Annotated in this window: 20 protein-coding genes and 5 pseudogenes; 12 read left to right on the forward strand and 13 right to left on the reverse strand. The window is 61.6% G+C overall.

The window, feature by feature from the left end; genetic code table 11:
* Nucleotides 1–62 precede the first annotated feature (62 nt).
* The 3 genes from DIE12_RS36550 to DIE12_RS36560 all read right to left on the reverse strand — a co-directional run bounded on the left by DIE12_RS36550 (nucleotide 63) and on the right by DIE12_RS36560 (nucleotide 3462).
* Complete coding sequence (locus tag DIE12_RS36550) at nucleotides 63–1310, reverse strand: MFS transporter (protein WP_124551560.1); 1248 nt, start codon at nucleotides 1308–1310, stop codon at nucleotides 63–65.
* Nucleotides 1311–1371: 61 nt separating this feature from the next.
* On the reverse strand, nucleotides 1372–2454 hold the full coding sequence (locus DIE12_RS36555) for a glycerol dehydrogenase (RefSeq protein WP_124489517.1): 1083 nt from the start codon (nucleotides 2452–2454) through the stop codon (nucleotides 1372–1374).
* Between the two features lie 183 nt (nucleotides 2455–2637).
* Nucleotides 2638–3462 (reverse strand): shikimate dehydrogenase, encoded by an 825-nt coding sequence (locus DIE12_RS36560; protein ID WP_124489518.1) that lies wholly within the window; start codon nucleotides 3460–3462, stop codon nucleotides 2638–2640.
* 240 nt (nucleotides 3463–3702) lie between these two features.
* On the opposite strand from DIE12_RS36560, the gene DIE12_RS36565 reads away from it, so the two are divergent.
* From DIE12_RS36565 to gabD, 3 genes are all read left to right on the forward strand, one after another.
* Nucleotides 3703–4572 carry a transketolase gene (locus DIE12_RS36565; protein WP_124489519.1) on the forward strand — a complete coding sequence of 290 codons (870 nt, stop codon included), beginning with the start codon at nucleotides 3703–3705 and terminating at the stop codon, nucleotides 4570–4572.
* A 2-nt stretch (nucleotides 4573–4574) separates the two neighbouring features.
* A complete protein-coding gene (locus DIE12_RS36570; RefSeq protein WP_124489520.1) occupies nucleotides 4575–5561 on the forward strand; it encodes a transketolase family protein in 987 nt (328 codons plus the stop codon).
* A 169-nt stretch (nucleotides 5562–5730) separates the two neighbouring features.
* Nucleotides 5731–7212: an NADP-dependent succinate-semialdehyde dehydrogenase gene (gene gabD / locus DIE12_RS36575; protein WP_124489521.1), complete on the forward strand. Its 1482-nt coding sequence runs from the start codon at nucleotides 5731–5733 to the stop codon at nucleotides 7210–7212.
* Between the two features lie 82 nt (nucleotides 7213–7294).
* Here gabD and DIE12_RS36580 read toward each other — a convergent pair whose 3' ends face one another.
* The 4 genes from DIE12_RS36580 to DIE12_RS36595 form a co-directional block, all read right to left on the reverse strand.
* Nucleotides 7295–8050 (reverse strand): SDR family NAD(P)-dependent oxidoreductase, encoded by a 756-nt coding sequence (locus tag DIE12_RS36580; protein WP_124489522.1) that lies wholly within the window; start codon nucleotides 8048–8050, stop codon nucleotides 7295–7297.
* Between the two features lie 85 nt (nucleotides 8051–8135).
* Nucleotides 8136–9389, reverse strand: coding sequence for a sugar ABC transporter substrate-binding protein (locus tag DIE12_RS36585; RefSeq protein ID WP_124489523.1), 1254 nt, complete (start codon nucleotides 9387–9389; stop codon nucleotides 8136–8138).
* An 85-nt stretch (nucleotides 9390–9474) separates the two neighbouring features.
* Entirely contained in the window at nucleotides 9475–10470 is a 996-nt protein-coding gene (locus tag DIE12_RS36590) for an ABC transporter permease (RefSeq protein ID WP_124489524.1), read from the reverse strand.
* Nucleotides 10470–11963 carry a sugar ABC transporter ATP-binding protein gene (locus DIE12_RS36595; protein ID WP_124489525.1) on the reverse strand — a complete coding sequence of 498 codons (1494 nt, stop codon included), beginning with the start codon at nucleotides 11961–11963 and terminating at the stop codon, nucleotides 10470–10472. Before DIE12_RS36595 ends, DIE12_RS36590 begins: the two co-directional genes overlap by 1 nt.
* Nucleotides 11964–12276: 313 nt before the next feature.
* Between DIE12_RS36595 and DIE12_RS36600 the strand changes: the two genes are divergently transcribed.
* From DIE12_RS36600 to DIE12_RS36610, 3 genes are read left to right on the forward strand one after another with little or no spacing between them, the layout of a single operon-like run.
* A complete protein-coding gene (locus tag DIE12_RS36600) occupies nucleotides 12277–13872 on the forward strand; it encodes a GMC family oxidoreductase (RefSeq protein WP_260429076.1) in 1596 nt (531 codons plus the stop codon).
* A 2-nt stretch (nucleotides 13873–13874) separates the two neighbouring features.
* Nucleotides 13875–14885 (forward strand): zinc-binding dehydrogenase, encoded by a 1011-nt coding sequence (locus DIE12_RS36605; RefSeq protein WP_124489527.1) that lies wholly within the window; start codon nucleotides 13875–13877, stop codon nucleotides 14883–14885.
* Nucleotides 14886–14945: 60 nt separating this feature from the next.
* A complete protein-coding gene (locus DIE12_RS36610; RefSeq protein ID WP_012366404.1) occupies nucleotides 14946–15668 on the forward strand; it encodes a GntR family transcriptional regulator in 723 nt (240 codons plus the stop codon).
* A 94-nt stretch (nucleotides 15669–15762) separates the two neighbouring features.
* Here DIE12_RS36610 and DIE12_RS36615 read toward each other — a convergent pair whose 3' ends face one another.
* The gene (locus DIE12_RS36615; RefSeq protein ID WP_124489528.1) at nucleotides 15763–16458 is read right to left on the reverse strand and encodes an SDR family NAD(P)-dependent oxidoreductase; all 696 of its coding nucleotides are present in this window, start codon (nucleotides 16456–16458) and stop codon (nucleotides 15763–15765) included.
* A 199-nt stretch (nucleotides 16459–16657) separates the two neighbouring features.
* Between DIE12_RS36615 and DIE12_RS36620 the strand changes: the two genes are divergently transcribed.
* Complete coding sequence (locus DIE12_RS36620) at nucleotides 16658–18079, forward strand: aldehyde dehydrogenase family protein (RefSeq protein ID WP_124489529.1); 1422 nt, start codon at nucleotides 16658–16660, stop codon at nucleotides 18077–18079.
* A gap of 188 nt (nucleotides 18080–18267) precedes the next feature.
* On the opposite strand, the pseudogene DIE12_RS36625 reads toward DIE12_RS36620, so the two are convergent.
* A pseudogene (locus DIE12_RS36625) lies at nucleotides 18268–18489 on the reverse strand (transposase); the annotation flags it as partial.
* Between the two features lie 234 nt (nucleotides 18490–18723).
* On the opposite strand from DIE12_RS36625, the gene DIE12_RS36630 reads away from it, so the two are divergent.
* Nucleotides 18724–19959, forward strand: coding sequence for an IS110 family transposase (locus DIE12_RS36630; RefSeq protein ID WP_124489530.1), 1236 nt, complete (start codon nucleotides 18724–18726; stop codon nucleotides 19957–19959).
* Here the strand turns inward: DIE12_RS36630 and DIE12_RS36635 are convergent.
* Nucleotides 19938–21068: pseudogene (locus tag DIE12_RS36635) on the reverse strand (IS256 family transposase); the annotation flags it as partial. The gene DIE12_RS36630 and the pseudogene DIE12_RS36635 overlap by 22 nt on opposite strands.
* A gap of 57 nt (nucleotides 21069–21125) precedes the next feature.
* Here DIE12_RS36635 and DIE12_RS39135 point away from each other — a divergent pair.
* Nucleotides 21126–21230, forward strand: a pseudogene (locus tag DIE12_RS39135) (translation initiation factor IF-1); the annotation flags it as partial.
* A gap of 73 nt (nucleotides 21231–21303) precedes the next feature.
* Nucleotides 21304–21588, forward strand: a complete 285-nt coding sequence (locus tag DIE12_RS36640; protein WP_012339002.1) for a hypothetical protein — start codon at nucleotides 21304–21306, stop codon at nucleotides 21586–21588.
* Nucleotides 21589–21845: 257 nt separating this feature from the next.
* Here DIE12_RS36640 and DIE12_RS36645 read toward each other — a convergent pair whose 3' ends face one another.
* The 3 genes and pseudogenes from DIE12_RS36645 to DIE12_RS39140 all read right to left on the reverse strand — a co-directional run.
* Nucleotides 21846–22094 carry a hypothetical protein gene (locus DIE12_RS36645; RefSeq protein WP_230944700.1) on the reverse strand — a complete coding sequence of 83 codons (249 nt, stop codon included), beginning with the start codon at nucleotides 22092–22094 and terminating at the stop codon, nucleotides 21846–21848.
* Between the two features lie 129 nt (nucleotides 22095–22223).
* Nucleotides 22224–22412, reverse strand: coding sequence for a hypothetical protein (locus DIE12_RS36650; protein WP_034175061.1), 189 nt, complete (start codon nucleotides 22410–22412; stop codon nucleotides 22224–22226).
* A gap of 152 nt (nucleotides 22413–22564) precedes the next feature.
* Nucleotides 22565–22954 (reverse strand): annotated as a pseudogene (locus tag DIE12_RS39140) (hypothetical protein); the annotation flags it as partial.
* On the opposite strand from DIE12_RS39140, the pseudogene DIE12_RS38875 reads away from it, so the two are divergent.
* Both DIE12_RS38875 and DIE12_RS36665 read left to right on the forward strand, forming a co-directional pair.
* Nucleotides 22949–23053 (forward strand): annotated as a pseudogene (locus DIE12_RS38875) (IS6 family transposase); the annotation flags it as partial. The pseudogenes DIE12_RS39140 and DIE12_RS38875 overlap by 6 nt on opposite strands.
* 646 nt (nucleotides 23054–23699) lie before the next feature.
* On the forward strand, nucleotides 23700–24619 hold a 920-nt coding region (locus DIE12_RS36665; protein WP_148092732.1), incomplete at its 3' end, for a methyl-accepting chemotaxis protein.

Consider the following 24619-nt stretch of genomic DNA (forward strand, 5'->3'; position numbering starts at 1 on the left):
AGATCATGAACACGATATCTCTAACGCACCGCTCGCAACGCCCGTTTACACCGTATCCAATTTCAACAGCCTGCTAGGGCCACCACGATAAGATAGACATTGAATAGCTGCCCCCTGTTGATGGAATACAACCATGCATTCAGATATGAGGCGGTGCCGCCGAAGAATGCGACCGCAAGTGAAATGAAGAAGCCGAAGAGACGGGTGCGGTAGCGTGTCGGCACTTGTTCCGAAATGGCTGCAGGCTTGCTCCCGGTGATAAATGCAACGAGCACGAGCCCGACCGATTGCGTGACAAGCAACGTCCACGGCTCGCTGGAAATCAAGCTCCAGAGCGGAAAGATGGTGATCGAGATGCCGAGTAGCGAGATGAGCGTTGTAACCTTGCGTCCTGTGAAATCGGAAAGGCGTCCAATGAGCGGAAGCGCGATCAGATAGATCACCTGGGCAATGCAACTCATTGCGAACGCGCGGTGCGGATCCATGTGCTTGACACTGATTGCATAGATGGCCGCGGACGTTACCCACGTATAGTAGGTAAGCGTCGAACCGGCCTCATACACGAACAGCTTCAAGCCTTCACGCACGACCTTGGCCCGTGGCCACGGTTTATGACGGGCGTTAGTCGAAGCGTCAACGCTGATGCTCTCCACCATATTGCGGCGCAGCCATAGCGCGAATATCGCGAGAAACCCGCCTGACGCGAACGGCACCCGCCATCCCCAGTCCTGCATGGCGTTCGGTGAAAGGAACGCCGTGAGCGACGCAAGAAAAAAGGTGGCAAGCAGCGAGCCGGCGCCGACCGAAATGAACACGGCACTCGACCACAAACCACGCTGCGCCGGAGGAGCGATTTCGGCAACGTAGGCGTAGGACGCAGTTGTTTCGCCGCCGTGCGCCGCACCCTGCACGAGTCGCGCTACCAGCAATGCAGCCGAGGCCCAACTGCCGATTGCGTCATATGGCGGGATGATCGCGATCAGAAGGCTCGCGAACGCCATGAGGAGCATCGTACTCAAGAGTACCGAGCGGCGCCCGATCCGGTTGGCGATCGCGCCGAATACGATGCCACCCAACGGGCGGGCGAAGAAGCCTGCAGCGAATACGGCCAGCGTACCGAGCAGCGACGATGTCTTGTTCGTATTATCGAACAGCGCGCCAGCAATATAGACCGATGCGACCGTGTAGACCGTCCAGTCGAACCATTCGAGTAAATTGCCGAGGCTGGACGCGATCAAGGATCGCCGATGAGATGAAGGTTGCGACGTGGCACGTCGCGACGACGAGGAAAGATGAGAAAGGTAAGTCATGAAGTCTCCAATTTATTGTCGCGGGAAATGTTTTCGCGCCCGGTTCGCGCTGCCTGTGGGCTCAGGCAGTAGCGTGGTCGATGGCTTCCATTGCCGCGACGATGTCCGCGATGCCGAGCGTGCGCTCGAAATTTGCCGAGTAGGGTGCTTGTAACGTGAAGCGAGCGACGGTCTCGTAGTGCTCGCGAGTGACGACGCCAGAACCCAGGTCGCACAAGCGGACCGGCAGACCAATGCGCGCATAGAGGCCGATCATGTCGCGCATGAAGTCCGGTGCTCGACGTTCGAGATGTAGTTGAACGAGCAGCGCGTACGCGACCTGCAAGCCGTGTGGTGCCCGCGCCGACGTTTCGAGCCGGGACAGGCCACGCGTCATCGAGTGCGCGATCGATAGCCCCGCGCTTTCGAAGCCCAGGCCGCTCATCAGAATGACGGCTTCGACAAGCCGGTCGAATACCGGAGCAGTGCGGCCGTGCTTGAGCTCGGCCAGCGCCGTCTCCGCGTGGGCGCGAATGATCGAAAAGCACTCGCGCGCGAGTACGTACGCAGAGTAGGACGGCCTGGCGCCGAACATGTTTTTGCCGTCGCTGTGCAGGCACTGCTCTGCTTCGAAGTATTTGCTGATCGCATCACCGATGCCGGCAAGCAGAAAATGTGTCGGCGCCTGCGCGATCAACGTTGTGTCAACCAACACGTACGTGGCGCTGCGCCGCAAGTGCCTGACCGCCGCGAGTTGATGATCCTCGTCGTAAACCACATAGTTTTTGGAAGTTGGGGAGTCGTTCGATGCAACGGTGGGCACGGTGATCAACGCGCAATGTGCAGCATCGACAAGCGCCTTTCCAGCGTCGAGCGTTTTGCCGCCACCGATCGCAACAACGACTTCGTGGTCGAACGAATGCGCGGCCTGCTCGAGCTCGCGAATCTTTCGATCCGTAAGTTCACCGCTGAACGCAATCCAGCGTACGTCGATTTCGTGCGCGGCGCACGAGGCCGCGATTCGCGATCCGAACTGTTCTTTCACGAAGCAGTCGCAAAGGATCAGCGCACGCTCCGAGCATTCGCGAATGTATTGACCGATATCGTCAAGGAGTCCGTCGCCCTGGATGTATCGGCCCGGAGAGCCAAAAATGAGTGCAGTCATGATTTCGAGTACCGGTCGAATAGAATTAGATATGGAATCCTGAACAGATGAATCTCATGGGATGCATCAGTGACTAGGGTGCAGTAAGCGTGCCGGAATCGCCGATCGGTTTGCTTGCAAGGACCGCGTATCTGGGTGGCGAGCTCGCTGAGACGTTGGGCGACAAGGACGCCAGCCTCAGCCTTACGCATTCACGGTGGTGAGCAGGAATTCGACAAAGTGATCGAGTTGCGACATAACCATGTGTTCGCCACGGTGAGTGCGGGCGCCACGCGCTTCAGCTTCTACCAGAAGCCGCGTGACCGCGGGCTGCATGATCACCTCAGCGACGACCATTGCGGGCGTCAGCTTCGACGTGTCGCAGGGCAGCGCGTCGTCAGGTTTCAGACCTAGCGACGTTGCGTTGATCACGATGTCGTGATTGCCTGGCTCGTCGCTGCCCGCTTTTACCTCGCAGTTCGGCACTGCCTTTCCGACGAGTGCCGCCAGGTCGCTTGCTTTTTCTCGACTGCGGTTCGCGATCGTCAGCCGTGCAATGCCCTCGCGCGCCAGTGCCAACGCAAGGGCAGTCGCCGCTCCACCTGCGCCAAGCAAAAGCACGCGCTTGCCCGCGAGCGCGATGCCCTCGCGCAGCATGCCGGCGACAAAACCGGAACCGTCATACATTCGCCCCGTGTAACTGCCGCTCGCGTTGCGGCGGACCGCGTTCACAACGCCGAGCAACGATGCGTCGCCATCGAGTTCCTCACACAGTTCTGCCGCCGCCTGCTTGTGCGGAATAGTGAGCACGACACCGGCCAGATTGGCGATGTGCCGCAGTCCGTCCCATGCCTGCGTCAGATGCTCGGGACGCACGGCCCACGGAACCATGATCGCGTTGATGTTCTTCCTCGCGCAAAGGGCATTGAACAGTGTGGGCGTCCGGACGTGAGCGGACGGCCACGCCATCAGGACGATAACCTGTGTTTCGCCATTGACCGTGGGCGAGGAGGGTGGAGTGGTCATCATGCGTGTCTCCGTGTTGTTTGAAGATATATGATGCATCATTTGAGGGCGATACGGCAAGGTCAATTTGCGGAGCGCGATTCATGATTGCCGGAATGCAACGCGTACACATCGACAACAGAAGACAGGGCGCGTCGATCATTGCGCTATCATGATATATGATGCATCATGTATGAAACGAAGGCGGAATGCCGAGTCTTGCCGCGCTCGCCTCGTTCCTTTCAGGTTCCAATAGGAGACTCTATGTCGACAGCATTGCAGGAGAGCGATCAGGCGCTTTCCAGGGAGACGCTCGCGCAGTTGCGCGAGAAGGCGCAATTCGTCCGCCTCGAGACGATTCGTCTGATAGAAATCGCGAAGACGGGACACTACACGTCGGTGTTTTCCGCAGCCGAAATCTTTGCCGCGCTTTACTACGACGTCATGGCACTGCGTGCCGGCAACCCGCAATGGAAGGATCGCGACCGGTTCACGATGGGCAAAGGGCACGCGGCCGTCGGACTTTTTCCCATTCTTGCGGACTACGGGTTCATCGACCGGGAGACGCTCGATGGCTACACCCGTCTCGGCAATCCGCTCGGCGATCATCCGGACATGACCAAGGTTCCGGGCGTCGATTTCAGCTCGGGGTCGATCGGCCACGCGCTATCGAACGGTGCCGGCATGGCCAAGGCGGCGCAGATGGCAGGCAGCCCCTTCAAGGTTTTTACGTTGCTGGGTGACGGCGAAATGCAGGAGGGGCAGGTATGGGAAGCCGCGCTGTTCGCCGCGCATCACCGCCTCTCGAACCTCATCGCGATTGTCGATCGCAACGGCTATCAACTCGACGGCAAGGTCGACGACGTCATCGGTATCGAATCGCTTGCGGAGAAGTGGCGCGCCTTCGGCTGGGAGACGCATGAAGTAGACGGCCACGATCTGACCGCCCTCGTGCCGCTGCTGCGTCGTGTGAAGGCCGACCCGGTGCGCAGCAAGCCGGTCTGCATCATCGCGAAGACGGTCAAGGGCAAGGGCGTGTCGTACATGGAAACCGAACCCGGCTGGCATCTCGGCTATCTGGCACCCGATGACGCGCAACGGGCGATCGAAGAAATCAAGAGCAAGGTGATCTAAGCATGTCTACTCCGCAAAATCCCGATTCGTGGCAGTACCGCGCGCTCAACGCGCGCAATCCTGGCCTCGACTATCTGTCCGATGCGCTCATCGATCTCGCGCGCGAAGGTCATCCCGTCGTCGCCGGCTCCGCCGATCTCCAGTATTCGAACGGCTTGAACAAGTTCGCCGGCGAATTCCCGGAGCGCTACGTGCAATTCGGCATCTCGGAGCAGAACATGGTTTCCGCCGCCGCCGGCATGGCGACCACGGGCCTCATGCCGTTCGTCGCGACCTTCGCATCGTTTCTCGGCCTGCTGTGCTGCGAGCAGATTCGCATGGATGTCGCGTACTGCAAGCTGCCGGTGCGGCTCGTGGGTCACCATACCGGCATCTCGCTCGGCTTCTACGGTACCTCGCACCATGCAACGGAAGACATCTCGACGATGCGCGCGATTGCGAATCTGACCGTCATTTCGCCCGCCGACGGCGCGCAGCTCGCCGCCGCGATCCGCGCGTCGGCCACGTGGCCCGACCCGATCTACTTCCGCATCGGACGCGGGCGGGATCCGAAAGTCTATGAGGATGGTGTCGAGTTCACGATCGGCAAAGCCATCGTTCATTCGGTGGGACGCGACGTCATCATTATCGGCTGCGGATTGCCGGTCGCCGGTGCACTCGAAGCGGCTGACAATCTGAGGGCGGAAGGAATTTCGGCGGGCGTGATCGACATGCCGACCATCAAGCCGCTCGACCGTGACGCCATTATCGCGGCGGCGCGACAGTCGAAGGTGCTCGTCACGGTCGAAGAGCACAACGTGATCGGCGGGCTGGGTGCGGCGGTGGCCGAGGTCCTGGCCGACGAGGGGCTCGGCGTGCGGCTCGTGCGGCACGGAATCTACGACGAGTACAGCCTGATCGCACCGCCGACGCATCTGTATGCGCACTACGAACTCGACGGTCCCGGGATCACCCGCGTTGCGCGAGCCGCGCTCGCGAAGGCGACCTGACGTGCCAGCCGCCCGCAAAACAGCTCACCGTATCGCGGGCGGCACGCGGTAATCGAGGTGTTTACGGTACGCGAAGGGTGGCAGCGACGCGCTGGCTCGCGAAGCCATCTCCCGACATCGGAACTCGGGCGCCACCACTTCGCGCCGGTTCTGATAAACGGGAGTAGCGATGTTGAATGACGATGGCTGGCGCGGCGCGGAGCTGCGCGATATGGATCTGTTGAGAGACGCGTGCCTGATCGGCAGTGAGTGGGGCGCGGCCGATGACGGCACGACCATTGACGTGTTCAATCCGGCAACCGGCGCGTTGCTTGGCACGGTCCCTCGGATGGGCACGGTCGAGACACGCCGCGCGATCGATGCGGCTGCGCAGGCGCTGCCGCATTGGCGTGCGAAAACGGCAAAGGAGCGCGCCGCGTTGCTGCGCCGTTGGTACGAGCTGATGCGCGAACATCGCGACGATCTGGCGAAAATCATGACGCTCGAACAGGGCAAGCCGCTGAACGAGAGCCGCGGTGAAATCGACTACGCGGCGTCGTTTGTCGAGTGGTTCGCCGAAGAGGGCAAACGGGTTTATGGCGACACGATTCCGTCGCCGGCCGGCGACAAGCGAATCGTCGTACTGAAGCAACCCATCGGTGTCTGTGCGGCCATCACGCCATGGAACTTCCCGGCCGCGATGCTCACGCGAAAACTCGCGCCGGCGCTGGCTGCCGGCTGTACGATGGTACTCAAGCCTGCGAGTCAAACCCCGTTCAGTGCGTTGGCGCTGTGCGTGCTCGCCGCACGCGCCGGTATTCCGTACGGAGTAATTTCGTGCGTGACGGGCAAAGCGAATCAGATCGGTGCGGAACTCACGTCGAATCCACTCGTGCGCAAATTGTCGTTTACCGGCTCGACGGAAATCGGCAAACAACTGCTGGCCCAGTGTGCCGCAACGGTCAAGAAGACATCGATGGAACTAGGCGGTAACGCACCGTTCATCGTGTTCGACGATGCCGACCTCGATGCGGCAGTGCGCGGTGCGATCGCGTCGAAATATCGCAATGCCGGTCAAACCTGCGTGTGCGCCAACCGCCTGCTCGTGCAGGATGGCATTTACGACCGCTTCGTCGCGCGACTCGCGGAGGCCGTCGGCAAGCTGGTGGTCGGCAACGGCCTGGACGAACGCGTCACGATCGGGCCGCTGATCGATGCCGCTGCCGTTTCGAAGGTCGAAGAGCATGTGCAGGATGCGCTCGCGAAGGGCGCACGTGTCGTGGCCGGCGGCAAGCGCGCTGCGCAGGGGGCGAATTTCTTCGAGCCGACTATCCTGGCCGACGCCACACGCGACATGCGCATCTTTGACGAAGAGACGTTCGGCCCGATTGCGCCGATCTTCCGGTTCAAGACGGAATCGGAAGCCATCGCGCTCGCAAACGATACGCCGTTCGGGCTTGCTTCGTATTTCTACGGGTGTGATATCGCGCGGGTGTGGCGTGTCGCGGAGGCGCTCGAGTACGGAATGGTCGGCATCAACGACGGAATCGTGTCGACCGAAGTCGCGCCGTTCGGCGGCGTCAAGGAAAGCGGCCTTGGCAGGGAAGGATCGCGTTATGGCCTCGACGACTATCTCGAGATCAAGTATCTGTGCTTCGGCGGCATCGCCTGATCGCCGAACGTGCGGAAAAGGAAATGGCCGCCACGGGCGGCCGTTTTTGGCTGATCGGCTTCGAACGCCGTATCGAATCGGACTAGAAGCCGGACACATATCCTCCGTCGACGGGCAGCGTCACCCCGGTCACGAAAGCCGCGGCGGGTGACGCGAGAAACACCGCCGCGCCCGCGAGATCCCCTGCTTCGCCCCAGCGACCGAGAGCGGAACGCGACACGATCTTGCGCGACAACTCTTCCGATTCCCAGAATATCCGCGTCATGTCGGTTCGATGGTAACCGGGAGCGATCGCATTCACGCGCACGCCGCGCGGCCCGTATTCATGGGCCAGCGAGCGAGTCAGACCGACCACGCCGGTCTTGCTGGCGCAGTAGGCCGGTACGTCGGCGTCGGCGAGGTAGCTGAGCATGGACGCGATATTGACAATCGAGCCGCGCGACTGTTCGAGGAGCGGGCGTGCGGCCTGCGACACGCGCATTACGCTACGCAGGTTGACGTCGAGTACATCGCTAAACACATCATCCGCGTATTCGTCGCGCGGGCGAGCGACGCCGGCCGCGTTGACGAGCACGTCAAGGCGGCCGAGGCTGCCGAAGAATGCGTCGATTTCGCCGTGGCTGCGCACGTCCAGCGCGGCAAAACGCAGGCCGGTCAGCGACGCCTCGTTGCGTAGCGCGTCGAGCTTCGTTGCGGATGAGCCCGTGGCGATGGTATGCGCGCCGAGTCGGTGGAACGCACGCGCGATGGCAAGCCCGATGCCGCTCGTCGCGCCGGAAACGAGCACGTGCCGTCCTGTAAAAAGATTGTCGCGAAAACTGTCGGTGTCAAAGCTCATGAAGTGAATCTCCAGTGAAAGTACGCGGCGTGCGGACCAAGGCAGTGCACGCCCTTGCATTACATGCGGAACAAAGCGAAACGAATTAGTTGCTTGTGCCTTGCGCCCGAATCTCCGAAATCGACCGGACGGGCGGAATCGTGTACTTGTAGAAGAGGTTCGCCGGATTCGGATCGATCTTCTGGTCGACGTTGCCTTGCGTGATGATTGCCGGCGGGAAACCGGAGCCCATGGGCAGATTGTTCGCATCGACGCGCCGCGTGAACGCGTTGTGGATGAATTCGATGGCAGCCACACCGGTCTGCTCGCCGGAGTTTTCGCCGGACACGAGGATGTTGCCCTTCTTGATCTGGTCAAGCTCTCCACGGTAACCGCCGGCTGCATCGGCGATGCGTATCTTCCCCTGCTTGCCCATGTTTCGTACGGCGCGCAATGCGCCGAGCCCCATGAAGTCGTTCTCGGAGAGGATGAAATTCAGCTTGTTGCCGTGCGCGGAGAGAATATCTTCAGTTGCTGCGAGGCTGCCTTCCTCGGTCCACTTGCCTACGCCCAGCGCGAGTACGTTGAATCTGATGTCCGGGGCGCTCAGCTTGCCGGTTTTCTTCAAGGTCTGGAACAGTTCGAAGCCGCGCAACATGGCGTCCTCTCGGCTCGCGCTTGTGGTGCGCTCGCGCATGCGCTGATCGACGATGCCCGCGATCAGTCCGTTGATGCGGCTTTCCGACGTCGAGTTTCCGAGCACGCCGATGACGACGGCTGCGTCGATCGGCGTGTCTTTGCCTGCCTCCTTCGCCACGTACCGGCCTACCTCGAAACCGCTTGCATAGGGGTTGCCAAGCAGTGTGGTGAGCACTCGGGCGCTCGCGTCCGGCGTGGTGCCGACGGTGACGACCGGAATGCCGGCATCGACGGCGCGATTGATGCATGCGGACACACCTAGCGTATCGGTCGGATCGACCACAATGACGTCCATTTTGCGCGTGACGAAGTTGTCGATCTGCGCGCATTGGCGCTGCAGATCGCCGTCGGCCACTTGCACGTCGATCGAGTAACCGTATTTCGCCGCACTCTGCCGTGCCCCCTTGATGAGCTCAACGAACCACGGATTGCCCAGCGTGATGTCGGTCCAGCCTATTTTTAGCTGGTTCGGATTGGCCGGCTGCTTCGGCCATGCCTTGCGGACCGCCGTTCGATCGGGCAGGGCCGGATCCACCACACCGGACAGTGCCGTATTCGGCAGAAGCGTGTAGATCTTTGCCTTGGCCTGGCTGTGGACAGGGGCGGTGATGCCGAACGCCAGCACGGTGGCGACGGCGAGTGCTCTGCGAGCAACATTCATTTCAGTCTCCTGAATAATATTGTTGGATGAAAGAAAAGCTGAAGCGGAGGGGCCGCGTGGCGGCCCGGGCGGATGGGGAAGTGGTTTAGCGTTGGCCGATACGTTGGACCAGCACGGCAAGAACGATGATGGCGCCTTTGATGATCTGTTGCGGATAAACAGGCACGCTCAGGAGATTCATCACATTGCCGATCAGGCCCAGCACGAGCACGCCGATCACCGTGTTGAGAACCGATCCCTTCCCGCCCGAGAGCAACGCGCCACCGATCACGCACGTCGCGATGCCGTCGAGTTCCAGGCCGACGCCGGTGATCGGCGTGCCAACACCCGTGCGTGCCGTGAAAACGATGCCGGCGACGGCGCTCAGCGCACCGGAAATCACGTAGACGCAGAACTTGTAACCGCGCTCGGAAATACCTGCCAGCCGCACGGCCGTCTCATTGCTGCCCGTGGCGACGACCATGCGTCCAAACGTGGTGTAGGTCATCAGGAAGTAGAACAGCAGCGCGATGACCACGCCGAGCACGACCGGCCATGGCACGTTGATCCAAGGAGCGCTGCCGCTGCCGAATTCATTGAGCAATTCCGCCGCCGGCAGATCGAGCGGCAGCATCGTCGGCTGGCCATTCGACATCATGTATGTGATTCCGCGTGCGATGGTCATCATGGCAAGCGTGACGATGAATGGCGCGAGACCGAGGGCGGTCACGAGTACACCATTGAACGCCCCGAAAAGCGCACCGAGCATCACGGCCAGCACGACCGAGAGGAGGAGCCCGGTCATGCCGCCGAACGGCATCGCCGGGACCAGCATGGCTACCAGCAGGCCGCCCGCCGCTGCGATCGACCCCACCGACAGGTCGATGCCGCCCGTATTGATCACGAGTAACATGCCGAGGCTGACGAACAGCAGGGGTGTCAATTGCCGTAGCAGGTTATAGAGGTTTTCCTGGCTCAGAAACGCGGGCGACATGACGCTCGATACGACGAACAGCACGATCAGCATGATCAACGCGTTATGGCGCAACAGACCGCGGAGCAGCGGAACATCGGTGCGCTGTGTTTGCATGATTCCTTCCATTACTTGACTCCCATGGCCAGCGATATCAGCGACTTTTCGTTGATGGCGGGGCCGCTGAGTTCGCCCGCAATACGGCCCGCACGCATGACGAGCACGCGGTCGCACAGGCCGATGATCTCCGGCATGTCGGAGGAGACCACGATGACGGCGACGCCGGCGCGTGCGAGATCGTTGATGACGTGATAGATCTCGATCTTGGCGCCGATATCGACGCCCCGCGTCGGCTCGTCAAGGATCAGTACCCGGCAGCCGTTCGAGAGCCACTTCATCAGCGCGACTTTCTGCTGATTGCCACCCGAGAGCGTCGATACGTCGACGTCGGTATCGCGCGCCTTCACCCGCAGCTGTTTGATCAGTTCGCGCGTGCGCACGCGCTCGGCACGATGATCGAGAATGCAGCGCAGGTGCGCGAGCGTGTTGCGCGGCGTCATCATCGCGTTTGCGCGGATCGGCATGTTCAGGAGCACGCCTTGCTGTTTGCGGTCCTCGGGCAGCATCCCGATACCGCTCTCGATGCCGTGGCGGGGACGCTTCAGCTTTGCGACCGGACGGCCGTCGACCCGAATTTCGCCGCTGCTCCTGCGGTCCGCACCGAAGATCGCGCGCATCGTCTCCGTTCGGCCTGCGCCGACGAGGCCGCTGAAGCCTAGCACCTCGCCCGCGCGCACGTGAAAAGAGACGTCGCGCACGCGTTCGCCTGCGCAAAGGCCGCGTATTTCCAGCCGTGTGTCGCCGATGCACGCGTCGCGCTTCGGAAAGAGATCCTGCAGCTCTCGGCCGACCATCAGCTGAACGAGGCGATTTTCGTCGATGTCGGCAATGCGCACCGTGCTGACGAAGGTGCCGTCCTTGAGCACGGTGGCGCTGTCGCACAGCCGGAAGATTTCTTCCAGCCGGTGCGAGATGTAAATGACGCATACGCCATCACGCTTGAGTCGCTCGAGCAGGGCGAACAGACGCGTCGTTTCGCGCGCGGTGAGCACGGCCGTCGGTTCGTCGAATACGAGAACACGCGACGTGCGCGAGAGCGCCTTGCAGATCTCGACGATCTGCTGCTCGGCGACCGACAGCGTTGAGACGGGCCGCGACACGTCCAACTCACCGAAGCCGAGCGCATCCAGTTGTTCGCGGGCGCGCGCCTTCAGTTTCGACCAGCGGATGATCGACGTTCCCGCGCCGAGGTCGTGCAGAAAAATGTTCTCCGCGACGGACAAATGCTTTGCGAGCGAGAACTCCTGATGAATGACGGAGATTCCGTGCGCCTGCGCGGCGTGCGGGCTGTCGATTGGAAGGTGGCGACCGTCCAGCAGGATCTCGCCTTCGTCAGGCGTGTGCGCACCCGCCAGTATTTTCATGAGCGTCGATTTGCCCGCACCGTTTTCGCCCATCAGCGCGTGTACCTGACCGCCGTGCGCTTCCAGGCTGACGTTGCGCAGCGCCTGTACGCCACCGAAGTGCTTGCTGATGTTGCGCATGATCAAGTGGTTGCTCATCGTCTCCTCTGTAATCCTGTTTGCCATGGGCGGTGTTCATTGCTGCCCGTAAGTGAAAGCGTGTCATCTTGCGGCGATTGAGAATGGATGATGCATCATATATTCAAGGTGGCCTGACTTAGATGGGTATTTCCCCTAGGCGCTGCGAAGCCATACGACCACGGTCGTTGTTGTTCAATAGAGATGCATCATATATCATTGGTTGGCGGGCTGTAGCGATGTGCAGTGCAGCGATGTGTAGTGCAAAAGAAGTCGCGCCCGTTCAATCGACCAGAAGCAGACACTGGAGACACCCTTGACATACGACTACATCGTGATCGGAGGCGGTTCGGCGGGCAGCGCCGTCACCGGCCGACTGATCGAAGCTGGCGCAAGCGTCCTGTTGCTGGAGGCGGGGCCGCGCGACAGGAATCCGCTCGTGCATATCCCCGCCGGTTTCACGAGACTGCTCTCGACGGATCTGCTGTATCACTACGAAACCGAGCCGCAGACAGGGCTCGACTCCCGGCCGCGCATCGTGCCGCAAGGCCGGGTGCTGGGCGGTGGCAGTTCCGTGAACGCGCTCATCTATATCCGGGGGCAACAAGAGGACTACGACGAATGGGCTCGCCTGGGCAACTCGGGATGGTCTTACGACGAGGTGTTGCCGTACTTCAGGCGCGCGGAGGACAACGAGCGGCTCGACGATCGGTATCACGGCGTCGGCGGGCCGCTTGGCGTGTCGGATCTTTCGCAACGCTGCGAATTGTCGACGGCGTTCGTGCGCGCCGCGCAGCAAGCCGGCATTCCTTTCACGCACGATTTCAACGGCGCGCGGCAGAATGGCGTCGGCTTCAATCAAATCACGACACGCGACAAGAAGCGTTGCAGCGCAGCCGTAGCTTATCTGCGCAACGCCGAGGCGAGCGGGCGTTTGACGATCCGTACCGGTGTGCGCGTGGACCGCATTTTGATCGAGGCGGGTCGCGCGATCGGTGTGGAATACGTCAGCAACGGCCAGCTCGTACGCGAGAAGGGCTGCAAGGAGGTGATCCTGTCGGCAGGAGCCGTGCAGTCGCCGCGTCTGCTGTTGCTTTCCGGAATCGGCGCGACGGAGGAACTCGCTCGGCACGGCATCGAGGCCGTGCAGGATCTGCCGGGTGTCGGTGCGAACCTGCAAGACCATATCGAATTTCCGGCGGTGTCCTACTGCACGGGAAACTACGGTTACTACGGCCAGGACAGCTTCACCAACACGCTGAAGAACGGGCTGCAATATTTGCTTTTCAAGAGCGGGCCCGTCACATCGAACGTGACCGAAGCCTGCGCGTTCGTCAACGTCGACGCGCCGCAAGAGCGTCCCAATATCCAGATGCACTTCGTGCCGATCGTGTTTCTGGACCTGGATCAGGACCACGTGAAGTCGGCAGGCGCGACAATCAATCCTTGCGTGCTTCGTCCGCAAAGCCGTGGCGAGATTCGTCTGCGCAGCGCGGATCCGGGCGCCGCGCTGTGGATCGATCCGAAGTACTTCCAGCATGCCGAGGATCGACGCCTCGCTGTAGCCGGCCTGAAAAAGGCGCGCGAGATTCTCGCGCAACCGGCTCTGCGCAGCTATACGAGCGAGGAGGCGCTGCCGGGCGCGGGCGTCGCGACCGACGCCGCGCTGATGGACTACATTCGCAAGCGCGCGAAAACCGTCTATCACCCGGTCGGCACGTGCAGGATGGGCGTGGACGAGCACGCGGTGGTGGATCCCGAATTGCGCGTGCGCGGCATCGATGGATTGCGCGTGATTGATGCATCGATCATGCCGAATCTCGTGTCGGGCAATACGAACGCCGCTTCCATCATGATCGGCGAGAAGGGCGCGGACTACGTGCTCGGCAAGACGACCCTGAGCGGCGCAGCACTTGACGCGGTGGTGTAGCGATGCTGGAAGATAGCGTGACGATCGGCACGAACAACACGACGGATACGATGGGCGCCTGGACCTGGCAGATCGCCGGCGCGCCTTCCGCGCTCGCATGGCGGCGTGCGGCGAGGCCGGTGCCGGGGCCCGGAGAAGTGCTCGTGCGCAACCGCGCCGCGGGTCTGAATCCCGTTGACTGGAAATTCATCGAATGGGGGTCGCCGGCATGGCGGCCGGACCACATACCAGGGGTTGACGGGGCGGGAGAGGTGGTCTCGGTAGGCGCGGGCATCCAACAGGAATGGCTCGGCGTGCGTGTGGCCTACCACCAGTCGCTCACGCGCGACGGCAGTTTCGCGGAGTACACCGCAGTGCCGGTCCGCGCACTGTTGCGCTTGCCGCCGGGCCTGAGTTTTGCCGAGGCGGCGGCGTTGCCGTGCCCCATGCTGACGGCGTGGCAAGCCACGCAGAAAGTGCCGCACCGGACCGGCCTCGAAGCACTGGTAACGGGTGCCGGTGGAGCGGTCGGCACGCTGTTGGTCCAGCTCGCAGTGCGGGCTCGCTGGCGAGTGTCGGTGATGTGCAACTCACGTCATTTCGAGCGCATGGCGCGTCTTGGCGCTTCGACGAGTCTGTTGCCGGACATCGGAAGCAGCGCCTTTTCATCGCATCGGCCGTTCGACGTCGTGTTTGACACGGTGAGCGGCCAGCATGCCGCCCGACTTGCGCGCTTCGTCGCCGTGAACGGCCATCTCGTCTGCATCCAGGACCGTCTGGAGACATCCCCGGTCGCACCGTTTACGACGGCCATCTCGTTGCATGAAGTGGCCCTGAATGCACTGCACACCCACGGCTCGGCCGCGCATTGGCGCACGCTGGTCGATGCGGGAGAGCGTCTGCTCACTGACGTGCTGCATCGCGCACTGGCGCCGCTGCCTATCGAGCCGATGCCGCTGTCGCGCTTGCCCGAAGCACTGGAATCGTTGAAAGCCCATACCGGGCACGGCCGGCCCGTCGCCGTAGTCGACTGAGCCCGCAGCCGGGTTATCGGCATCGGCACCGCCTGTTGCGGCGATGGAGCGTGATGTATCATGCATGAAAACATTTTTCGTCCCGTTATCAGAATGAAGCCACTCGCCCGTGTCGAAAAGAGCAATCTCTCGTCACGCATCTACGAAGAGATCCGCTCCCGATTAATGAACGGTCAGTACGCGCCTGGCGACCGACTGCGTATCAACGACCTTGCCGAAAAGCTCGGCACGAGCATCACGCCGGTGCGCGAAGCGATTTTCCGCCTGGTCAGTGAACAGGCCCTGGAAATGACTGCGGCAACCTCGATCGTGGTGCCGGTGCTCGACGCCGATACCGTTGCGGAGATTCAGCTCATGCGGCGGCTTCTCGAGGGTGCGGCGGCCGAACAGGCGGCGCAGCGCATTACCCCAAAGGAAATCCGCCATCTGAGCCTGACGCACGACGAGTTCATCGAGGCAGTTGCCGCGAGCCCTTCAGAGGCCGCGGAGCGCAATCGCGACTTCCATTTCGAATTGATGGCGGCAGCCAGGATGCCCACGCTCAGCGCAACCGTGGAAACCATGTGGGTCCGGATGGGGCCGCTGCTGCACACGTTTCATTCGCATCTGCCGCGGCGCGAGATATCGAATCGTTCGCACCCCCACTATCGCGTGCTGGCCGCGCTGCGCAAGGGTGATCCCGAGGGGGCATCGCGAGCGATCCAGGAAGATATCGAATGGGGCCAGCGCGTGCTGCTCGAATGGATGGCCGAGCGGGAGCATGGCGAAGTCGCCGCTACGTAAGTAGCCGATTACCCGATCCGATTGCGATGCTACCCCCACGCGGGTAGCACATGCGTGCGGCGGCGCATCGCCGCCGCCTATCCTCACTGCTTCATCATGCGATGCTGAATCCGCCGTCGATCGGAAGGACGACTCCCGTGATGTAGTCCGCGTCGGCCGAGCAAAGGAATTTCACGCCCCTGGCGACATCCGAAGGTTGCCCCCAGCGCCCGAGCGGCAGCCGTGCGCGAATTGAACCGCTGCGCTCGGGGTTGTTCAGCGCTCCCGCAGATAGTCGCGTTTCGATCCAGCCAGGCGCCACTGCATTGACGCGCACTCCGCGATCCGCGAACGCGGCGGCATGCGCGCGCGTCAAGCCAACGAGGCCGGCCTTGCTTGCCGTATAGGCAGGATTACGGGCCGAGCCGAAAAAGCTCCACATCGATGCGATATTGACGACGCAGCCGCGCACCGCGGACAGCTTGTCGAGCGCGACTTCGGTCGTGAGCTGGCAGGCGTTCAGATTGACGTCGACCACTTTTCGAAAGCCCGCTGAATCGAACTCCGCGCGGTCGTGGAGGATGATTCCGGCGGCGTTGACGAGCACGTGAATCTGCGCAAGATCGCCGAATGCGTCGCGAACTTCAGCGGCTGACGTCACGTCGACTCGTTTGAACGCGATCGCCGGATCGAGATCCTCGTCCGCGTCCTTTCCGACGGACACGGGGCGCAGACCCGCGCGCAAGAATTCTTCGGCGATCGCGCGACCGATTCCGGTGCCGCCCCCCGTTACTACAGCAACTTTCGTCATGGACTTTCCTCCTGTGAAAATAAAATATATGATGCATCATATTCCGGTATGCGGGCAGGCACAAGCGCCCGGGTCAATCGTGGCAGTGGAGGAGGAAAGCCACGGGCATTTCTCGATGCGATGCAGCAGATGCAGCAGATGCGGTGACGATGACGGCAAGGCTGAATCCCCTTTTTAAATTCAACAACTGGAGACTCGAATGACCAATGCGAAGCGGTTTTACATTGCGGGCAAATGGCAAGCGCCTGAGTCGAGCGCGCAGATCGAAGTGGAAAACCCGGCGGACGAGTCGATTATCGAGACGATTGCCGCTGCTTCCGCGTCGGACGTCGGTCGCGCGGTAGTGGCCGCAAAAGCTGCGTTCGGCGAATTTTCGCGGACTGCCGTCGAGCAGCGGGAGCGATGGCTCGTCAAACTGCTGTCGATCTACAACCGGCGCTACGACGAGATGGCGCGCGTCATCTCGCTAGAGATGGGCGCGCCCATCGATTTCGCTGTAGCGGCACAGGCCCGCACGGGGCAAGGGCACATTGAGGCCGGGATCCATGCCCTTCGGACGTTTCGCTTCCAGCACGCAGTCTCCGGCGGGACTGTGGTTCGCGAACCCATTGGCGTGTGCGCATTGATTACACCGTGGAACTGGCCCATCAACCAGATCGCGTGCAAGGTGGTGCCCGCCATCGCAACCGGGTGCACGATGGTGCTCAAGCCGAGCGAGGTCACGCCGCTGAGCGCGCTGTTGTGGGCCGAAATGATCGATGAACTCGATTTGCCGCCCGGCGTGTTCAACATGATCAACGGCGACGGTGCGACTGCGGGCGCGGCGCTTGTGGCGCATCCTGACATCGACATGATTTCGTTTACGGGTTCGACCCGCGCAGGCAGCACGATCGGCGCGGTGGGTGCGCAAATGATCAAACGGGTAGCCCAAGAGCTGGGCGGCAAATCGCCGAACATCATTCTCGAAGGCGCGGATTTGCGTCCGGCCGTGGAGAGAGGCGTGCGTCATTGCATGGCTAATAGCGGACAGTCTTGCAACGCACCCACACGTATGCTCGTGCCCGAGAGCGAATACGCGGCGGCTGTCGAAATCGCTCGTGAGGTGACCAACAGCATTCAGGTCGGTCGTCCTGAGCGGCACGGCGGCCATATCGGCCCTGTTGCGTCGCACGCTCAGTTCGAAAAGGTCCGTGCTCTCATCCGGGCGGGGATCGATGAAGGCGCTACGCTCGTCGCCGGCGGGCCGGATGCGCCGGCTGGTCTCGAGCTCGGCTACTATGTCAAACCGACGCTGTTCGCTGATGTGCATAACGATATGCGTATCGCGCGCGAGGAAATCTTCGGCCCCGTTTTGACGATGATCCCGTATCGGAGTCTCGACGAAGCCATCTCCATTGCGAATGACACGCCGTACGGACTTGCGGCATATCTGCAGGGCAATGCGGAATTGGCACGATCCGTAGCAAGCGAACTGCGTGCCGGTATGGTGAGTCTCAACGGCGCCGATCAGTCTTTCGATGCGCCGTTTGGCGGCTATAAGCAGTCGGGGAACGGGCGCGAGTGGGGGGCGTTCGGTTTCGAGGATTACCTGGAAACGAAGGTCATCAACGCGGCCGGATGAAATGCCAGGTCGATGCTCGTGAACGTGTGAGGACGAGGTTCAGCCAGCTGGCTATATTGAGATTCGTGGAGCTCCGGAATGATATTGATGATGCCGGGCGTCCGTATGCGGAGATGCCCGCGCATAGCGGTGATACGCGTCAGCGGAACCTGTCTGCATTTTTGTGGGCGAGGCGGTTGAACAGCGCGTTATCCACGCGCCTGCATAAATCGCTCTCCGAACAGGATAGCAAACTGATTCATCGCTGATTTCCAGTCGAACGCAGCGCGTACGGTCTTGGCCAGCACGTTGCGCAACGCCAGCCAGAGCAGTTTGATCGCGGCCTCATCATTCGGGAAGTGACCACGGGTCTTGATGATCTTGCGCAACTGCATGTTCAAACTTTCTATGGCGTTCGTAACCGGCATGATATAGCCGGTGCCTCGCGTTTCCGCGCCGAGTGGTTTGAGCGTATGGTGTGACCATCCGGGACAGGGGCACTGGGGAGCACTTCGGGTGGGCAGGCCGTTGTTACACGATGAGCCGCGAGCTCGTGTTAGTAGTTGGCCGCCCCTGCGACCCGCCCGGTTGCGCTGTGAGCGCGAATCCATAGTTGTCGTGCTGTCCCACCGGCTCCCAACAGTGATCTGATACGGGAGACGGTTATGCGAATCGTGGGGTTTGACGTCTCGAGCTCAGTGGCCGAGATCGCGTACCTGGAGGATGGCACGCTGCATGCAGGCGGCCGCACCGGGTTGCGACGCGACGAACTGGAGCGTTTTGCCGAGAAGCTGCGCGCCACCGATCATGTGGTGCTCGAAGCAACCGGCAACACTGCCGCCATCGTCAACGTGCTTCGTCGGCACGTCGCGCGCGTGGCGATTGCCAATCCGCTGCAAATTCGGCTGATCGCGGAGGCTCGCGTCAAGACGGACAAGATCGAGGCAGCCGTACTGGCGCAGTTGTATGCAAGCGGCTTTCTGCCGGAAGTATGGATGCCGGACGAGCACACGCTGGCGTTGCGCCGACAGATCTCGCGTCGTTCACAGCTGGTGCGGCAGCGCACGCGGCTGAAGAACGAGATTCATGCGGTTCTGGCCGCGCATCTGATCGAGCGATGCCCCGCCACCGATCTGTTTGGCAAGAAGGGGCGTGCCTGGCTCGGCGTTCAACCGCTTCCGTTGGACGAGCGACTCGGTGTTGAGCAGCGGCTGCGCGAACTGGACCGCCTCGGTGAGGATCTGCGCGAGGTGGAGCAAGCACTCGCGCAAGCGACCATCGACGACGCGCGATTGCGCGTGATACTGACGATCACCGGCGTCAACACCACGGTGGCGATCGGGCTGCTATCTGCCATTGGCGACATCGAGCGGTTTCCGAATCCGGAGAAGCTGGTGAGCTACTTCGGGCTCAATCCGTCGGTCTATCAGTCCGGCCCGACACCGGCCAGGCACGGCCACATCACCAAGCGCGGGCGCTCTTACGCACGGGCGATGCTGGTCGAGGCTGCCTGGGGCGCCACGCAGGCGCCTGGGCCGCTGCGCGCCTTCTTCCTACGCGTGCGCGATCGCCGCGGCCAGCAAATTGCTGTCGTCGCGACCGCTCGCAAACTCGCAGTGATCGTATGGTATGTGCTGACACGCGACGAGCCGTTCGCGTGGGACCGTCCCGCGTTGACCGCACACAAGTTACGTGCGCTGGAACTGCAGGCTGGAATGCCGGCGCAGCATGGCTCGCGCAAAGGTCCGGCTGCCGCCTACAGTCTGAAGAGTGTCCGTCAGCAGGAACGAGCCGTGGCTGAGCAGTCTGAGCGAACCTATCAAAGACTGTTTAACCGGTGGAAGCAGTCGCGCCCCAAATCAGACAGCGCGCCGATACGGTGGCCGGAAGCGCGGACATAGCGAACGAGCGAAGTACGGCGTGGGGGCTTGTGTATTTCATCCGTGGTGTACACGACCCGTCGAATCTCCGGCGGGAACACGTAGAACGGCACGACGTGCTCCCACGCGCGTTGCCACGACTGCACGATCGTCGGGTACTTCGCCCCCCAGGGTCCGTCGGCGAAGTCTTGCAGCGCTTGCCTTGCCGCCTCTTCGCTGGCAGCCGCGTAGATCGGGCGCAGCGCAGTGGCGAGTACCTTACGGTCCTTGTAGCTGGCGTATTCGAGGCTGTTGCGGATCAGATGCACGATGCAGGTCTGAACGGTGGTCCGCGGATAGGCTGCGCTGATCGCCTCGATCAGTCCTTTCAGGCCATCGACCACGGCGATCAGGATGTCCTGGCAGCCGCGCGTCTTGAGTTCGTTGAACACCTTGAGCCAGAACTTGGCGCCCTCGGTCTGCTCGATCCAGAGGCCCAGCACGTCGCGCTGGCCATCGGCCTGGATGCCCAAGGCCAGATAGACGGCCTTGTTGCTGACCACGCCGTCGTCGCGGATCTTGACCCGCAGCGCGTCGAAGAACACGACCGGATACATCGCCTCGAGCGGGCGGCGCTGCCAGCTCAGCGCTTCGGCCATCACCTCGTCGGTGACCGAACTGATGAAGTCGGGCGACACTTCGGTGCCGTATTGCTCGGCCAGAAATCCTTGAATCTCGCGCACGCTCATGCCACGCGCGTACATCGCAATGATGCGTTCGTCGAAGCCGGTGAAGCGGCGCTCGTGCTTGGGAATCAGGATCGGCTCGAAGCTGCCGTCACGGTCACGAGGGACTTCGACACGAACCGGGCCGCGATCCGTGATGACCGTCTTGCCGCTGGCGCCGTTGCGCTCGTTGGCTTGTCCGGGCGGCTTGGACTGGTCCGACGGGTAGCCCAGATGTAGATTCATTTCGGCGCCCATCGCGCGTTCGATGACCGCTTTGTTGAACGCCAGCATCAGATCCTGAACCTCGGTCGGCGTCATCGGCCCCTTGACCAGTTGGTCCAGCAGTTCTTTGGGCAACTCAGGCAGCGGCCCGCGGGCCGCTGCCTGAGAGGCTACTGTTCTCCGTTTCTTCTTCATTGGCATATCCATGACTTTTACCTCTCATGATATGCCCCGCCCACAAAATGACGGATAGGTCCACTGGAATTGTCGGTCTATGACCTCATCAAAGGGCGTATCAATTTCCGGCACAAAGACGAACGGGCTTCGCCCGGTGTGCCTCGAAACAGACTTGTTCGACGCTAACCATGTAGCGCCGATACAGGATTGATTGCGCTCCTCTACGCAATTCGTAGCCATCAATCACCGGGAGTTCATCATGAGTATGCGTACCTATCGCGGATTCGAAATATATCCGCTGATTTATCCTCACTTTCACACAGGCGCTGGCCGTACTCACAACTACGAAGCCGGTTTCGACGCGGCGGTCAAGGTTTGCCTGCGTGGCACTAACACCACGCTGACCCGGAGCCAGACCTTCAAGCTTGTCGACGGTTCGCCGTTTGCCAGTGCCGGTGACGCACGCCGGGCTTCGCAACGTTACGCAGAAGACATCATCGATCAGAACCGAGGCGAACATTGGATGTTCGACGCAGTTCTTTGATACGGCTCTCTGTTGAACAGCAATGCATGGGAGCGCGCGTCAATCGGAGACGTGCGTCCCGATCCGAAATTGCGCGAGCCGACGCCATGCTGCCGGTCAACGGGAAACTCGCGTCGTAAGCCGACATTCCTTTCTATCCCGTGCTCTCAAGGCAGATCAACGGACGAGCGGCCGCATTGTGCGACTGGCGCGCTACGCGCTGATGGACGTCGCGTTGCCGATCGACGTTGCGTAACGACCAGGCCGCCGACGCAGATTCAATCGATGCCTTGCGCCTTTTCGTGCCCCTGGATTTGCTCTTCGAGCAATCTGCGTGCGAGCGTTCGTGCGGCGTCACGCGCCTCCACGTCCGATGCAAAATCCCCTTCGGTATCGTGTTGATCAGAGGTGCCGGGATCCTCTCCGATGCGGTGCAAGTGGACGATTCCGCGATAGCGCCCAGACGTGGTCTGCATCACGCGAAGGCGTGCCACGTGCGTGTGGGTCGTACACACTTCATCATCCATGATGCCTTCCTTGCCAAGACCCCTGGCGAGACAACGACATGGCAGACTTCACCCGCCCGCCTGCATCCGTGTGTTTGGCTCCCGGTAAACTTCGGCAAGGCGGGGTTTATCGCCGCCAGCGCCGAGAGGTCAATGTTTGCGATGCATCCACCCCAAGTGATGGGAGTCCAGCCACTGAACGACTTCCATACTTGAATGTTCGCTCTGGTAACGGCGCGCCAACGCGACTGCAACCACCGCGACCACCGCAAGACCAACCACCCAACCAATCATCGACTGAGTCATGACAGCCTCCTTGTGAATGTGGAATGCAGCCATGACTGAATTCTAGGCGTCTTGGCGGAAGGATTCACAAGTCCTGCACCACGCCGCGCGGACGAACCGCCTCCACATGCACGATCCTGGGGAAGGTACGCTCGACCTCCACCTGATCGGTCGCGCCCCATATCCAAGGATCTGGGGCGCAGGCCTTAGCTGTGACTGATGAGGTGGACAGGTTTCGGTCGGGATGTCGTGCAGATTTGATCGACGGCATTCACCGCTCGGTTCCAACGGAATGCGCGAACGGAGGCAAGCGATGCTTCCAAGGACAACATTTCTGAGAATTTCCGTGCCCAAGGACAAGCGCCGCCTCGGGCGTGGGCACGCGTATCGTAGTGAGTCTGGTAGATTCTTTCGACCTGCAACGTCTTGAGGAAGCTCTCCATCGGGGGGGCGTTATCCCAGGCGTTGGCACGGCGGCTCATTGAAACGTTCATCTTGAACGCGGCGGTCAATTTCCGGTACGCGCGACTGACGTATTGGGCGCCGCAATCGGAGTGCAGTAGCAATCCCGGTGGCGGTTTGCGTTGCCAGCACGCAAGCGCTTCTTCCGGCGGATGCTGCGCTCAAACCCGGTGCTGCGTAAGATTGTGACCGATCAACTGCGCAGTTATCCGGCGGTGAAGGCTGAAATTCCCTGCCGAGACATCAAATGAACGCGGTATGTCATCGCGCCATACTCAAAGAACGCCTCGCGACATGGCATGGTTGGACTGACTCTCCCGCAGCCAACGAAGTTGTCTGATAAGGATAACGACTCTTGAGGAAGACACGTAGCGCGCGCTCGTCAACTTGACAGAGCCATTTCGTCTTCTTCATCGCTTCATTCTCCCGCCGCCTCTTCACCAACTTACAGAGTCTTTGCGTGGCTTTCACGAGTTGGGCGACACGAAAATCGATAGTCGTGCTCACATCCCCATATCGGAAACATTTCAATTAGATTTCAGACGATTCGATCATGCGTCATTGTTCCGCATTTCAGGCCGCCGATGCCCAAATCGTCGGCCGGCCGGCCGAAATACCGGCAGCAACCTACCCCTGCTCCCTTTCAAATTTCCGCAAACGTCTGCGTATTGACCTATCTTTAATGGGATGAAAAAAGCATGGCTCAATGCGTAAAAAATTCGATTGCGATCAGACGCGCCGCATGACAGCATGCGGGGCGTCGGCAATCGGGCACCCGTCCGGAACGATTCGATCGATCGCGCCGACCCGCGACCGAATCGTTTTCTCTGCCTTTCGCGCCGCCGGATCCAGACGACCCAAGCCCTACGGGAGATAGACATGGCCACTGCGACGACGCCCCGCGCCGGCACGCCCCCTTTGCCCGCCCTGCTGCGCGGCGGACGCTTCACGCTCGGCAAGCGCATCGTGCTCAGCTTCGGCGCGATCTTCGTGCTGATGCTGGTCATGGCCGCGATTTCATACACCCGATTGACGGCAATCGACGCCGCTGCCGACAGCCTCCAGCGGGATTCGGTACCGGGCCTGTACCTGTCGACGTCGCTGCGCGCCGCGACCAATCAAAGCTATACGATGGTCGAACGCGCGATCTTCAGCGACGGCGATTCGGACGGCACGAAGCGCGATCTCGATCGGATTCCGGAAGCGCTGCGGCGTTTCGATCAGGCGTCGACGCAATACGAGGCGACGCTGTTCCGCGACGACGACAAGGCGCGCTTCGCCGCGCTCCGTGCCGCATACGACCAGTACCTGCCGCTGTTGAACGACGCAGCGCATGCGGCGGCGAGCGACCGCGCGGCTGCGCGGGCCAACTTCGCGCACGTGACGACGGCGTGGGAGAACGTAGTCCGTGTCGCGGACGCGCTGGTCGACGAAAACCGCGGCCAGGCCGACGATTCGGCACGGCAGATCCGCACGTCGGTCAATACGGCGGAAGCGACGCTCGCGACCGCGCTGAGCGTCGTGCTGCTGGTCGCGCTGGCGACCGGCTATGCGCTGTTCCGCGCGATCACGGGGCCGATGGCGCGGCTCGTCGAGGTGCACGACGCAATGCGCACCGGCAACCTCGCGCAGCGGCTCGACCTGCGCCGCAGCGACGAATTCGGCACGCTGCAGGACGGCTTCAACCGGATGGCCGAACAGCTCGCGAGCCTCGTGTCGCAGGCGCAGCAGTCGTCGCTGCAGGTGACGACGTCGGTCGCCGAAATCGCGGCGACGTCGCGCGAGCAGCAGGCGACCGC

Source organism: Burkholderia sp. Bp9015 (genome assembly GCF_003853505.1).
GTDB lineage: Bacteria > Pseudomonadota > Gammaproteobacteria > Burkholderiales > Burkholderiaceae > Burkholderia.